General features: G+C 69.1%; 12 protein-coding genes. 5 read left to right on the top strand and 7 right to left on the bottom strand.

Features of this window, described 5'->3' with window-relative positions:
* Positions 1 to 24: 24 nt before the first annotated feature.
* Together L0C25_RS19085 and L0C25_RS19080 are read right to left on the bottom strand one after the other, a co-directional pair.
* Positions 25 to 927 (bottom strand): molybdopterin-dependent oxidoreductase, encoded by a 903-nt coding sequence (locus L0C25_RS19085; protein WP_271633358.1) that lies wholly within the window; start codon positions 925 to 927, stop codon positions 25 to 27.
* Positions 917 to 1,573 carry a hypothetical protein gene (locus L0C25_RS19080; RefSeq protein ID WP_271633357.1) on the bottom strand — a complete coding sequence of 219 codons (657 nt, stop codon included), beginning with the start codon at positions 1,571 to 1,573 and terminating at the stop codon, positions 917 to 919. The genes L0C25_RS19085 and L0C25_RS19080 overlap by 11 nt, the downstream gene beginning before the upstream one ends.
* Positions 1,574 to 1,672: 99 nt before the next feature.
* Between L0C25_RS19080 and L0C25_RS19075 the strand changes: the two genes are divergently transcribed.
* The 3 genes from L0C25_RS19075 to L0C25_RS19065 all read left to right on the top strand — a co-directional run bounded on the left by L0C25_RS19075 (position 1,673) and on the right by L0C25_RS19065 (position 5,543).
* Entirely contained in the window at positions 1,673 to 2,542 is an 870-nt protein-coding gene (locus L0C25_RS19075) for a DMT family transporter (RefSeq protein WP_271633356.1), read from the top strand.
* 79 nt (positions 2,543 to 2,621) lie between these two features.
* Positions 2,622 to 4,283, top strand: a complete 1,662-nt coding sequence (locus L0C25_RS19070; protein WP_271633355.1) for an alkaline phosphatase D family protein — start codon at positions 2,622 to 2,624, stop codon at positions 4,281 to 4,283.
* 21 nt (positions 4,284 to 4,304) lie between these two features.
* Positions 4,305 to 5,543: an alkaline phosphatase family protein gene (locus L0C25_RS19065; RefSeq protein WP_271633353.1), complete on the top strand. Its 1,239-nt coding sequence runs from the start codon at positions 4,305 to 4,307 to the stop codon at positions 5,541 to 5,543.
* 97 nt (positions 5,544 to 5,640) lie between these two features.
* Here the strand turns inward: L0C25_RS19065 and L0C25_RS19060 are convergent, their stop codons facing one another.
* Positions 5,641 to 7,140: a sodium:solute symporter gene (locus L0C25_RS19060; protein ID WP_271633352.1), complete on the bottom strand. Its 1,500-nt coding sequence runs from the start codon at positions 7,138 to 7,140 to the stop codon at positions 5,641 to 5,643.
* Positions 7,141 to 7,234: 94 nt separating this feature from the next.
* On the opposite strand from L0C25_RS19060, the gene L0C25_RS19055 reads away from it, so the two are divergent.
* Complete coding sequence (locus L0C25_RS19055; RefSeq protein WP_271633351.1) at positions 7,235 to 7,702, top strand: nitroreductase/quinone reductase family protein; 468 nt, start codon at positions 7,235 to 7,237, stop codon at positions 7,700 to 7,702.
* On the opposite strand, the gene L0C25_RS19050 is transcribed toward L0C25_RS19055, so the two are convergent.
* The 4 genes from L0C25_RS19050 to L0C25_RS19035 form a co-directional block, all read right to left on the bottom strand.
* On the bottom strand, positions 7,640 to 8,446 hold the full coding sequence (locus L0C25_RS19050; protein WP_271633350.1) for a phosphatase PAP2 family protein: 807 nt from the start codon (positions 8,444 to 8,446) through the stop codon (positions 7,640 to 7,642). The two genes, L0C25_RS19055 and L0C25_RS19050, sit on opposite strands and share 63 nt — an antisense overlap.
* Positions 8,447 to 8,765: 319 nt before the next feature.
* Complete coding sequence (locus tag L0C25_RS19045) at positions 8,766 to 9,131, bottom strand: LysM peptidoglycan-binding domain-containing protein (RefSeq protein ID WP_271633349.1); 366 nt, start codon at positions 9,129 to 9,131, stop codon at positions 8,766 to 8,768.
* A gap of 231 nt (positions 9,132 to 9,362) precedes the next feature.
* Positions 9,363 to 11,999, bottom strand: a complete 2,637-nt coding sequence (locus L0C25_RS19040; protein WP_271633348.1) for a DEAD/DEAH box helicase family protein — start codon at positions 11,997 to 11,999, stop codon at positions 9,363 to 9,365.
* Positions 12,000 to 12,009: 10 nt separating this feature from the next.
* Positions 12,010 to 12,852 (bottom strand): SDR family oxidoreductase, encoded by an 843-nt coding sequence (locus L0C25_RS19035; protein WP_271633347.1) that lies wholly within the window; start codon positions 12,850 to 12,852, stop codon positions 12,010 to 12,012.
* Between the two features lie 171 nt (positions 12,853 to 13,023).
* Between L0C25_RS19035 and lexA the strand changes: the two genes are divergently transcribed.
* Positions 13,024 to 13,740: a transcriptional repressor LexA gene (lexA, locus tag L0C25_RS19030; RefSeq protein ID WP_271633346.1), complete on the top strand. Its 717-nt coding sequence runs from the start codon at positions 13,024 to 13,026 to the stop codon at positions 13,738 to 13,740.
* Positions 13,741 to 13,899 lie beyond the last annotated feature (159 nt).

The raw sequence follows: 13,899 nt of genomic DNA, 5'->3' as shown, positions 1-13,899 counted from the left end.
ACCCGGGTTCCGTCTCACCATCACTCACTCCACCGTGAACTGGACGCTGTGCCACCCGGTCGAGCCGTCGGGGCGCGGCTCGGCGCGGTCGCTGGTCTGGGTGTAGCCGGTCGCGTCCGTCGCGCGTACCGTCACCTCGTGCGTTCCGGGCGTCGCGTCCTGCCACTTCCACGACCACTGTCGCCAGGTGTTCACGTTGTCCACGGCCGCTAGCTCGACCTTGTTCCAGTCACCGTTGTCGATACGTACCTCGACCTTGTCGACGCCGCGGGTCTGCGACCAGGCGACTCCACCGATCCGAACCTCGTCGGCGGGCAGCGTCTGGAACGACCGAGGTACGTCGACGCGGGAGGCCGTCTTGATCGGCGCCTTCTCCGACCAGTCGCGTTCGGTCCAGTACGCACTGATGTCGGCGAACCGGGTGACCTCGAGATCGACGACCCACTTGGTCGCCGACACGAAGCCGTACAGCCCAGGGACCATCATGCGTACGGGGAAGCCGTGCTCGAGCGGCAGCGGCTCGCCGTTCATCGCGACCGCAAGCATCGCACCGCGATCGTCGGTCAGCGCCTCGAGCGGCGTTCCGATCGTCATGTCGTCGGCACTCGTCGACAACACGGCATCGGCAGCCGGGTCAACGCCCACCTCCGCGAGCAGCTCTCGAAGAGGTGCACCGATCCAGGTCGCGTTACCCACAAGCTCGCCGCCCACCTGGTTCGAGACACACGTCAGCGTGATTCGACGTTCGATGAGACGGCGCTCGAGCAGCTCGGCGAAGCTGAGCGTCAGCTCTTGGTCGACCATTCCGTGTACCCGCAGCTGCCAGCTCTCGGCCGGCACGTCTGGGATCTGAAGCGCAGTGTCGACGCGGTAGAAGTCCCCGTTGGGCGTCAGGTACGGCGTCACGTCGTCGACGTCAACGCTCACGCCGGGCGGCACCGGTGGCGCCGGACTCGTCGGCTTTGGGATGCGCACACCCATCCGCGATGCGGCGGCCTCGAGGCCGGAGTTCAGGCGTGCGACCAGGCCCCCACCGGCGGCGATCGCTCCCGTCGCGAGCGCGGCCAGCAACAGCCGCCGGCGGTCGATGCCCCCCCGCATCACCGACGTGTTCGCCGACGCTTTCCCCGGTACGCCGTCCATCGACGGCCGCGAGGAGCCAGGCGAACATCACGACGACGACCAGCGTCGTCACCAACCCGGGAATCACCGCGACCCACCAGTCGGCCAGCAGCGTACGGTCGATCGCGGCGGCTCCGACCGCGACGAGCCCAAGAAGTCCAGCCAGCAACAGGGCGAGGCGACGATGGGTGACGCCGATGACGCCGATAGCAGCGGCGATCAGCAGGACGACGATCGTGACGCTCCCGATGAGGATGAGCTTGTCGTTCTCGCCGAACTTCTCGACGGCCCAGTCCTTCAGCGCACCCGGTGTCGCATCGATGACGGCGTTGCCGACCGAGACGATGGGCGACGCAGCACCGGACAGCAACGCTGCGACCGCGCTGCCGGCACCGAGGCCGGCGAGCGCGGCAAGCAGGGCGCACCCGGCGCCAAGGATCCGTCGTCTCATCGGCACACTCATGTGCCTGGTTCGTCGCACCCGCGGTCCCGGATTGGTCGACGGTCCAGTGCGTGACAGGCCCGACGATGCTCCCGGTACGGTGTCGCGGTGTCGACCCTGCCGCTCGTTCTCGTCCTCGTCGGCGCGGTCACACATGCGACCTGGAACATAGCGGCGAAGCGGGCTTCCGATGCCGGTAGCGCCTTCGTCGGTGCGTACACCATCTTGTCGGCGGCATTCGTACTGCCCGCCGGCGCCATCTGGCTCGTCGCCGATCCCGCCCGGCCCGCCTGGTCCTGGCTCTGGTCGGGGTGCCTCAGCGCGGCCTTCCACCTCGGCTACGGGCTCCTGTTGCAGAAGTCGTACGCAGTCGGTGACCTGAACGTCGCGTACCCGGTCTCGCGAGCGGTCGGGCCGCTGCTCACGATCATCGTCGCCGCAGGTCTGTTGGGAGAACAGATATCCGGTGTCGCGCTCGCCGGCGCACTTGTCACGATCATCGGCGTCGGTGTGATCGCCTGGCCGCTCGGCGACGGCCGAGTCGCCCGCAACGACGTTGCCCTGGGTGCAGTGTTCGGCGCAATGACGGGCTGCTTCATCGCCGGGTACACGCTCTGGGACGACCACAGCGTCAACGCACTCGAGGTGCCGCCGCTCCCCTACTACATCGTCACCGGCACGGTGCAGGCCATCGTGTTGAGTCCACTTCTCGTGCGCAAGCGAGCGGCACTGGCCGTGACCCTGCGCCGGCACTACCGCAGCGCCATCGTCGTTGCCGCGCTCGTCCCCTTCTCGTACGTGATCGTGCTCGTGGCGATGCAGCTCGCGCCGGTGTCGCTCGTCGCTGCCCTGCGCGCGACCAGCATTGCCCTTGCAAGCGTCGCCGGATGGCTGCTGTTTCGTGAGCCGCACCCGCGGCAGCGGATCGCCGGTGCCGCGATCGTCGTCTGCGGCGTCGCTGCGATCGCTCTTGGATGAGCCGAGGTACGTCGCGGACAACAGCCGATGAACGGACAGAACGTGGACAATCGGTCGGGCGCCCGCTTAGATGCTACTCGTGAGTACGCTGTCCCGCCGTCGCGTCCTGTCCACCGGAGCCGCCGTATCAGCGGGCGCCGCAACATCGGCTCTACCGCCGAGTTCGGCCGCCGCTCATCGCGACCACTTTCGGCACGGCATCGCGTCGGGTGACCCGCTTCCCCACAGTGTCGTGCTCTGGAGCCGCGTCACACCGACGTCCGCCTCGACGCCTGGATCGGGTCACGGGCCACGTGTCAACGTACGTTGGGAGATCGCGACCGATCGCCGTTTCCGCAATCTCGCGGGTCGGGGCACCGCGCGTACCGGGCCGGGGCGGGATCACACCGTCAAGGTCGACGCGTCGGGACTCAAACCGGACACGACGTACTTCTACCGCTTCACATACGACGGCACTCACTCCCCCATTGGCCGTACGCGCACCGCACCCGCGGACAACGCGTCGCCCCGGCGGCTCCGCTTCGGCGTCGTGTCGTGCGCCAACCTGCAAGCCGGCTACTTCGCGGCGTACCGACACCTCGCCGGCCACGATCTCGACGCGGTGATCCACCTCGGCGACTACGTGTACGAGTACGGCCCGGGCGAGTACGGCTACGGCAAGGACGACGCCAACGTACGCAAGCACCAACCCCGGCACGAGATGGTGAGCCTCGCCGACTACCGGCAGCGGCACGCACAGTACAAGCGCGACCCCGACCTGGGTGCGCTGCACGCGAAGGTGCCGTTCATCGTCACGTGGGACGACCACGAGACCGCCAACGACGCCTGGCGGGGTGGCGCCGAGAACCACGACCCGGCGACAGAGCGAAACTGGCGTCGCCGCAGAGCCGACGCGCGGCGGGCGTACGACGAGTGGATGCCGGTCAGGATGAACGGGAGCGCCACGCTCGGCGACGGTGTCCGGCTGTACCGGCGGCTCCGCTTCGGGAGGCTCGCCGAGCTGTCGATGCTCGACCTGCGCTCGTACCGGGATGAGCAGGCGTCGAGCCCGGTCTTCGGCGGCGTGAGCGACCCGGATCGTACGATCACCGGCGAGCGCCAGCTGTCGTGGCTGCGCAAGGGTCTCGCGACCGACTCGCAGTGGAAGCTGATCGGCAACCCGGTGATGATCGCGCCGGTGCAGATTCCACCGCTCAGTGCCGACGTCTCGCGGGCGGTCGAACGGACGCTGGGCGACGCGTCCGTACAGCGCGTCGACGGCATCGCGTACAACGTCGACCAGTGGGACGGCTACACCGCCGACCGCTTGCGGCTGCTGCGCCACATCGCCGACCACGGGATCACCGACACGGTGTTCCTCACCGGCGACATCCACTCTTCGTGGGCGTGCGACATCCCCCGCAACGCCGCGATCTACCCACTCGGCGACACGGTCGCGACCGAGCTGGTGTGCAGCTCGGTGACCAGCAACAACCTCGACGACCTCCTCGGGGTCCCGCCGCGCACCGGCTCGCTCGCGGTCGAGGCGGCGCTGCAGACGCTCAACCGGCACGTGCGCTACCTGAACTTCGACGACCACGGCTACTCCGTCCTCGACGTCACTCCGGCTCGCGTGCAGATGGACTGGTACAAGATCGGCGACCGCGCCGACCGACGTACGCGTGCGCAACATCAGGCGTCGTGGGCGGTCGAGGCCGGATCCCAGAAGGTACGTCCGGCGGCCGCGCCGGTGGAGGGCTGAGACCTGAGCGGAACAACGAGAATGTCGACCCGCCGCACGTTCCTGCGGGCCTCCGCGGCCGGCGGCGCCTCCGTCGTGTTGTCCGGAGCGGCGGGCAGCCCGCGGGCGTCGGCCGCGCGACGCGACGACCCGCGGGTGTACGTACTCGTCATCGACGGCTGCCGTCCCGACGAGATCGACGACGAGCTCACGCCTCGGCTGGCCGCGCTACGCCGGGCCGGCCGCTCGTACCCGCAGGCGCGCTCGGTGCCGATCATGGAGACGCTGCCCAACCACGCCATGATGATGGCCGGCGTACGCCCCGACCGCTCGGGCGTGCCGGCGAACTCGTTCTACGACGCGCACGAGGGTGCGGTACGCGACCTCGACCGGGCGAGCGACCTACGGTTCCCGACGGTGCTGCAACGCCTTCGTACGAAGGGACTCACCACCGGCACGGTGCTGAGCAAGAAGTACCTCTACAGCCTGTTCGGCGAGCGCGCGACGTACCGCTGGGAGCCGGAGCCGCTGATGCCGATCACCGACCACGCGCTCGACGGCTTCACACATGCCGCGCTCGGGGCAATGGTCCGCGACGCCGACCCGCACCTGCTGTTCGCGAACTTCGGCGACATCGACCGCTTCGGGCACGCCGACCTCACGGGCGGAAGCATCAAGCTGCTCCGTCGGCTCGCCCTCGCCAGCACGGACAGGCTGATCGGCGACTTCGTCGACTTCCTGAAGGAGTCGGGTCGATGGCGGCGCAGCGTGCTGGTCGTGCTCGCCGACCACAGCATGGACTGGTCGGACCCGTTCTCCTTCGTGTCGCTCGCCGACGCGTTCAAGGACGACTCGCTGCTCGCCGGCAACGTCGCGTACGCCGACAACGGCGGAGCCGACCTGCTCACCTGGACCGGTCCGAAACCTCAACGCGATAAGGCCGTTCGACGCATGCGGAGACTCGCCCGCGACGTGCCGGGTGTGCTGTCGCTGCACGACCCGCACGCGCTGCGCCTCGGTCCGAGGGGTGGCGACCTGGTCGCATACTGCCGGTCGGGTTGGCGTTTCAGCGACCCGAACCCGCTCGCGAACCCGATACCCGGCAACCACGGTCATCCGGCGACGGCACCGATCCCGTTCTTCATCGCCGGCGGCTCGCCGCTCGTACGCCGCGGTGCCTCGAGTGCCCGGGCGCGTACGCTCGACGTCGCACCGACGGTCGGCGAGGTATTCGGCCTGCGGCCGCCGCGCGGCGGGTACGACGGCCGGTCGCGGGTCTGACGCGACTGTCGTAGCGAGGTTTCCCACGAGATCTGGGACATAACGGCACTGCCAAGGGCACGATGCTCCGCTGGGTACGGCCGTTACGTCCCAGATCTCATTCTGGGACTTCCGCTTCCGCGCGCTCGTTCGCTGGGTGGAGGCGCGAGAGTAGCCAGCCGAGGACCATCGTGATCACTACGCCGATCGCCGTGTACCAGGTGAAGCCGATGAACACCTCACCCTCCTCGATGATCCACTGCTGGTACACGAACATCGACGCCATCACCGCAACGGCGACGCCGAACGCGATCATCGCGTCGAGCTGGCTCGCCCGCCGCACGAAGATGCCGAGGAAGAACGCACCGAGCAGCCCGCCGTACGTGATGCTCGCGACGGACAAGCCGAGCTCCAACACGGGAGTGTCCTGACCGACGAACAGGTTGCCGAACACGATGAACACCAGACCCCAGACCAGCGTGGTGATCCGGCTGGCGCTGAGCGCCTCGGCATCGCCGAGCGGCGTACGCCGGAACCGCTGGACCAGGTCGGTGATCGTCGACGACGACAACGCGTTCAGCGAGGACGAGAGCGTGCTCATGGCGGCCGCGAGGATCCCGGCGAGCAGGAGTCCGGCGACACCCGACGGTAGGTCCTCGACGATGAACGTCGGGAACAGCTCGTCGCCCGACGCCGCCTGTCCCAGATCGGTCAGCGACCGGCCGTCGTAGTACGACCAGAGCGCCAGCCCGACGACCATGAACAGGCCGAACTGCACGAACACGATCAGGCCGCTCGCGATCACGGCCTTCTGGGCGTCGGCTCGGGTACGACAGGCGAGCAACCGCTGCACGACGATCTGGTCGACACCGTGCGACGCCATCGACAGCAGCGCCCCGCCGAGGATCGCGGTCACGAACGCGTACGGCGCCGTCACGATGTCGGAGCTGAAGTCGAACACCTGCGTCTTGCTCGCGTCGGCCGCATCGGACCAGAACCCTCCCGTCTTGTCCATCAGCACGGCGAGCGCGACGATGCCACCGGCCAGGTACACGCCCATCTGCATGACATCGACCCAGACGACGGCGCGGATTCCACCGACGTAGGTGTACGCGACCGTGACGAGCGACAGGATGGTGATGATCCAGAAGTACGAGACGTCCGCGCCGAGCCCGTCCATGATGAACTTCAGCGGGATGGCCGCCGCGTACATCCGTACCCCGTCGGCGAGCAATCGGGTCAGCAGGAACGTCACCGACGCCGTGCTCTGCATCGCGCCGCCGAACCGTTTGCCGAGGTAGGCGTACGCGGTCACCATCTCGCCCGCGTAGTACTTCGGCAGCAGGACGAACGCGACGACGATCCGTCCGAGCAGGTAGCCGATCGCGACCTGCAGGAAGGACAGGTTGCCGAGGTACGCGATCGCGGGCGTACTGATGACGGTCAGCGCACTCGTCTCGGTCGCCACGACCGACAGCGTCACCGCCCACCACGGCAGCTCGCGGTTACCGAGGAAGTAGCCCTTGATGTTCGACTGCCGGCCACTCAGCCAGAGGCCGAGTCCGGCCGATCCGACCAGGTAGACCACGATGACGGTGAGATCGAGCCCATCGAGCATGCTGCCTCCGTTGCTGCGGCGTTCGGACCTGGAGCCTGCCCCGTTCACGGGCCGTTCATGCGCAGACCGGTCGACGATCTGTGACGATGGACCGATGGACGACCGACTCGAGTCGACGAAGCGCCTCGCCCGGCAGGCGTACGCCGTGACCGCGAAGTACGCCGTGAACGTGCCGATGCGAGCACTCATCGACCGCGGCCTCGCGCCCGGTGCCCTCGCCCTGTTGGAGACCACGGGCCGACGCAGCGGCGAACCACGGCGTACGCCGGTGGGCAACGGACTCGTCGGCGACACCTTCTGGGTGATCGCCGAACGCGGCCTGCGGGCCGACTACGTCCGCAACCTGCAGGCCGATCCGCGGGTACGCGTCAAGGCTGGCGGGTCGTGGCGCGACGGTACCGCCGAGGTGCTGCCCGACGACGACGTCGAGGCCCGGGTCCGGATGATTCTCGAGGCGAACCCGAGCGTCGCGCGTCGTGCCGACGCAAAGCTGCTCGACCTATCGATCGCCGTGCTCGGGTCCGAGCCCGTGACCGTGCGGATCGACCTCGACGCCAGCTAGGTCTCGCTCGCCACCATGGCCCGTGCTTGCGGCGCGCGGCTTCCACGGCCACGGCGGTGCGTCGATGCCGCGGCGGGCGATCATCATCGACGGGATCAACAAGGCGATCGCGACGAGCCCGTCGAACCAGTAGTGGTTCGCCGTCACCGTGACGACCAGGATGGTGATGATCGGATGGATCGCCCAGAGCCACCGCCATCGCGTACGACCGACCGAGATCATCACGATGGCGAGCAGCACGGCCCAGCCGACATGCAGACTCGGCATCGCCGCGAACTGGTTGGCGACACTGTCGGTGGTCACCTCGCTGTACGGAGTGATGCCGAACAGCTGCCCGGTGTCGACGAAACCGAGGTCGGGGCGCATTCGTGGCGGTGCGAGCGGAAACGTGAGATGCCCGATGAGCGCGGCCGACGTCACCAACACGAAGCTGCGGCGCGCCCAAAGGTACGCGGCCGGCTGGCGGAAGAACGTGTAGAGCAGGAACGCGAGCGTCGCCGGGAAGTGCACGGACATGTAGTAGACGTTTGCGAGCTCGACCCCGTGGGGCCACGCCGACAGCAGGACGTCTTGGAGCCATTCCTCGCTCGGCAGCGGCAAGAAGCGTTCGAGGTGCCAGACGAGGTCGGAGTTGTCGAAGGCGGATGAGGTGTGATGCGAGGCGAGGAGGCGCCCGAGGTTATAGGCGATCCACAGGCCCGCAACGATGCCGACCTCGAGAGTGAGGCGGCGTAACAGCGGCAAACGAGCGATGGCCGGGCCAGACGGCTCCGGCGAACGATATTCATTGAGTACTACCCCCATAGGGATAATCTACGGGTCCAAACCAAGAAGATCGCCCGAATTTCGCGCGTCCTGCCGGAGAACTTCGAGGCCCGATCGTGCGGGCAACGAGCGGTTCGAGTGCCGGCGTGCAGGAAATCTCGTCGCAGAATGAAACCTAATCGGCCGCCAGCACGTCTTACCTGTGAGGGGCCCACGGGGCGGCCCCGCTGTTGTTCCGGGGAGTCGGTGCGCCGCGGGGTTGCGCACCGACTCCCTCGCAGGTCTACTTCTCCCGCGGTCAGTACCTCGGCACGGCGAGCTCGGTGCCCATCTGGAGCTCCCCGGCATCGGAGACGCCATTCAGCTCGGCGATGTCGTCGACGGTAGAGCGCACGTCACCATCGGGATTGACCCGGCCGGCGATCTCCCACAGCGTCTCGCCCGGATGCACGGTGATGGTCGCCGGTTTCGGACCGGACTCGTCGGTCGCGATCACCGAAGGGCCGAACGCGACGAAACCGCCGAACGCGATCAGCAGCGCGGACACGAGGATGACGACGCGCCCACGCCGGGTCAGCCGCAGCGTACCGTCAGTCGGCCGTCGCACCGGACGGGCCGCGGCGCGGGTGTCGGGTCGGGCGATGCCGAGCTGAGCGGTGCTCATCGGTGCCTCCGGGGAAGTCGCGGCGGTCGTACATGCGTTCGATCGAACACGTGTACGACGGTACGGCACCCCACCGACAAAGTCCACGCTTTCGTCGAACAAATGTTCCCCAGGTCGCTGCACCCCTGGTCGCCGACCACAGGGGCGTACTCATCGCCGACGATGGTGACCGGATCGAGCTGCATGGCAGCAACCTATGGTCCGCCACTGACAATGCGGATGGGCCCGGCGTCAGGTCCAGGCGGGACGCAGGACGGTGTCGGCCTCGAACGGGTCGATGCCGGTGTTCGCGGCAAGGATGCCGGCGCCGGTCGGGCTGCCGGTGTAGAGCGCCTGCCCCCCGCTCACCCACGCGTTCCATCCGCGCTCGTACGCGCGCGCCCGGCTCGCGTTGACACCGAGCACGCGCGGTACCGCGTGCCACGCGACGCCTTCCGGCCTCAGGGCGCGCACGAGCTGGCGCCACCCGTCCACCCGGGTTGCGTCGCCGAGGACGTAGCGCGGCACTACGTATCGCGGCTCGGCGAGCGGCGCAAGAACCTCGTCGAGAGACTCCGCGAAGAGCCGCGACGCCTCCTCGCCGACACCGTGCAGTCGCAGCCGGATCTCGCCGTCGGGCTCGACGTCGATACGCAGCGCCTCGGATCCGGCCGGGCACAGCTCGGCGCTCAGTAGCCCGTCGGCGACGGCGGCCGCGTACGCCGTAGTGCCGACTGCACGGCCGGCGACGCGGGCACTGCGCCACGGGTGCAGCCACGGCCGGCGACCATCGGAGACGCGGTACGGCCCGCGGGCGCCGGTGAGCAGTGCTGGTGCCGGCGGCGCCCCGACCGTCGAACCCTCTGTCACAGCGGTCGTACGACGATCGCGGACCCGGATCGTGTGGACCACCTCGTCGGCGTACGGCGCGCCGACCGCCCACCGCTCGGCGATCTCGGCCCTCGACTCCGCGCGCACGAGCATGCTCGCATTGAGCGCCGGCAGATCGGCGACGCCGGGCGGCGCGTACGGCGACAGCCGCGAGTCGACATGTGAGACGCCGGAGACGATGTCGCCCTCGTCGTCGACGCCGAAGTACCCGTCATGCTTGCGTACGAACCGATCCCAGTCGGTCGCCCCGCGCGGGTGGTCCTCGGTGACGCACACGACGCTCCACGTCAGCGCAACCTTGTCGGCCCAGTCGGGATCGGTACGAAGGGCGCGTCCGCGCGTCTGCACGACGGCGCTGACCGTGGTCGCGGACGAGAGGTCGACCAGGCTGTTCAGGCCGCGTGCGTCCCACCCTTCGCCGAGCAGCGCCCGAGTGCCGACGAGCACCTGTGCGTGCCCCGCCTCGAAGAACGCAGTGACCAGCCGCACCCACGCACGGCTCGACCAGCTGCCGACGATGCCGGCGACCGGAGCGCCGGCCCAAGCCTCGATCCGCAGAGCGTCGGCGAGCTCGGGATCGCGCTCTCCTACGAACGCGACCAGCCGATGCGCAGTGGCGGGTTCGGCGGCAACGGTAGAACCCGTCACCAGAAGGGGGTTCAGCTCTCGGGTGCGATCGTCGGATACGAGCCGAGACAGCAACAGCCGGGCCGAGCCGGCCTCCGGGTCGAGTACCCCGTGCAGCGACTCCGGCGCCGTGGCGGACGCCTTCTCGTGGTCGCACACGACCAGCAGCCGCAGGTGCTCTCCGAGCACTGCCCGCTCGGCGGCGACGATCTCGACACACTCGTCGGCCTTAGCCGCGCTGCGCGCAAGGACGCGGTCGACCGGCGACCTGCCGCGGCGGATGCCTCGCCGAGTCCACTGGTAGCCGATGCCCGGCAACGTACGTCGAATGCGTTCGACGAGGTCGGCGTCACCGGCATCGCCGGACTGGAGCAGGCACCCGCGTGCCCAGTCGTCGATGAGCACGACCCAGTCGTCGGCACTCGGCGGGTGGCGGTGCTCCTCGCGCAGTCGCGCGCCGTGTACCTCGGAGAGCAGCCCGGCGTACGACAGCCGCAGCGCGGCACCGACCAGCGCGGGCCAGCGCCGCTCGATGTCGTGCCACGGCTCACCGGACTCGACGAACCTGCGGTCGAGCCAATGCAGGAGGCCGACCGATCCGAACCCGGGCTCCATCAGGTCGGTCGTGAGCCGGGTGAAGCGTTCCGACTGCCCGGCAAGCCATTGCGACTCGGCGGGGGTCGGTGTCGTCACCCGGGCGAGCTCCGCGAACGGCGCGAGCGTTCCCTCGCGTACTGCCGCGGGGATCGAGGCCGCGTACGTGATGCTGCCGAACAGCTCGTCGACAAGTGCGTGCTGCTGCTTGTCGAGCACCGTCGGTGGGGTGGCGGTGAGCCCGAGTACGAACGCGCCGGGCAGCCGGTCGAGCACCTCGGCGAGAAGTCGGCCCCACACCTCGAGCAGATGGTGGCACTCGTCGAGCACGATGGTGATCGGGCCGGCGGAGCGCAGCGCATCGACGAGAGCTCGACCGTTCGGGTGGAGCCGGTCGACCAGTGACGGCTCCGCGCCGTTGTCGTCGAGCCCGTCGCGCTCACCGTCGAACGACGCGAGCGACTGGTACGTGAGCGCCGTGATCGGCGCGGCGAGATCGCGTTCGGTGCCGATCTCGATGTCCGAGCCGTACGCCCGCCAGCTCGCGTGCCACTGCATCTGGATGGCGGTGTTCGGCGCGAGTACGACGGCGGGGACTCCGCGCTGGCGGATCACCTCGAGTCCGACGTACGTCTTGCCGGAGCCGGGCGGCAGCACCACCCACGAGCGGCGCGCGCCACTCTCGACCGCGGACGCGACCGCACCGAGTGCGGCCCGCTGGTGCGTACGCGGCTCGAACGGCCGTCGTATGCCGGTGAACAGCGGACCGCCGGTCATGCTCGTGTGCTCAGACCGAGCGCTTCGCGCTGCGCGCACCCTGCCTGCGGGCAAGGGGTTCGAGGGACATCAGCGCCGCCGGGAACGTACTCGTCGCGCGCATCACGAGCCCGCGGCGTACGGGCAGCGTGCGGTAGACGCGACGGGTGCCGACCATCGCAACGAGCGCGTCGGCAACCTCGTCCGGGTGGAGCAGGCGCCCGCCGGAGCGGACCAGGTTGAGCCCCTGTCCGTCGGGAGCCATGGAGTCGAGCAGCGCGGTCTGCGCGCCGTCAGGGCAGATCGCGTGCACGCGAATCTTGTCCTTGCGGAGCTCGGAGTCCATCGACGTCGCGAGACTCAGCACCGCCGCCTTGGTCGCGGCGTACACGGAGAGACCGGGGACCGGGCCGTGTGCCGAGAGCGACGCGGTCATGGCGATGTCGCCGCCCTTGATCCCGTCACGCGCCTGCTCACGCATGGCGGCCACGGTCGCGCGCGCACCCCAGAGAACACCGAGCAGGTTGACGTCGACGAGCGAGCGGATGCGGCCGCTGTCCTGATCGGCGACGGTGCCGTCGAAGCCGACGCCTGCGTTGCAGACCCATAGTCCGAGCGGTGCGTGGCCGCGCGCCCGTCGCGCCATCTCGGTTGCCGCGTGCTCATCGGTGACGTCGTACCCGCACCCGTCGACGGCACCGATCTCGTTCGACGTCGTCTCGGCGGCGCCGGCGTCGACGTCGGTCACGACGACCGCGTACCCGAGGTCGACGAGCCGCTGGGCGACGGCCCGGCCGATCCCGCCGGCCGCACCCGTGACGACGGCCGACCGCGGTGCGTGTGACGGCAGTTCCGGGCGGGTCCTACGCAGCATCGGCATCGGTGCTCCTGGTCTCGAGAAACGTCTGGGCGAGCGTACCCAAGCCACCGCGGAGAGGCACCGACCGCCACGACACGCCTCGAACACGTGTTTGATCGGACCGCCCGATCGGGCTAATGTCATGCCCGACCCCGCAGCCTCCGACGCCAGCAGGAGTGAGAGCCGATGCCCAAGTCGAACAACGTCAAGGAACTCCCCGACGGGCCTGCCGATGCGTCGGGCATCACCCCGCGTCAGCGGCGCATCCTGGAGTGCATTCGGGAGTCGATCGAGGCCCGCGGCTATCCCCCCAGCATTCGCGAGATCGGCAACGAGGTGGGGCTCACGAGCTCGTCGTCGGTCGCGTACCAGCTGCGCACCCTCGAGCGACAGGGCTTCCTGCGGCGTGACCCGAACCGTCCGCGCGCGCTCGAGGTACTGCTTCCCGACGTCGTCGCAGCGCGCCGGTCGATCGGTCACTCGGCCGACTTCGGCTTCGACGAGACCGGCCTCGGCGACCAGCGCCCCGAACCGTCGTACGTCCCGGTCGTCGGCCGCATCGCCGCCGGTGGGCCGATCCTTGCGGAGGAGCGTGTCGAGGAGGTCTTCCCGCTGCCGAAGACACTCGTCGGCGAGGGCACGTTGTTCCTGCTCGAGGTCAAGGGCGACTCGATGATCGACGCCGCGATCTGCGACGGCGACTATGTGGTCGTACGCCAGCAGCCGAACGCCGAGAACGGCGAGATCGTCGCGGCGATGATCGACGGCGAGGCGACGGTCAAGACGTTCCAGCGCAAGCGCGGCAAGGTCTGGTTGCTGCCGCACAACGAGGCGTACGACCCGATCGACGGCACCGACGCCACGATCCTCGGCAAGGTCACGACGGTGCTACGCCGGATGTAGCGGCGCCTGATTCGTCGCCGGCCCGACCGGCCGGCGCGCATTTGGTTGGCGTCATGACCCCGTTCGTCCACCAAGTGCGCGCCGGCCGTTCGTGTCCTTGCGGCACGGTCACCGGTCGCCTCCGGTGAACCTCCGGCTCTCGTCGACGTGGCCGCGCCC

The sequence above is a fragment of the Solicola gregarius genome (assembly GCF_025790165.1).
In the GTDB taxonomy this organism is placed as follows: domain Bacteria; phylum Actinomycetota; class Actinomycetes; order Propionibacteriales; family Nocardioidaceae; genus Solicola; species Solicola gregarius.
Note: the sequence above shows the minus strand (reverse complement) of the source record. Positions and strands in the feature narration are given on the sequence as shown.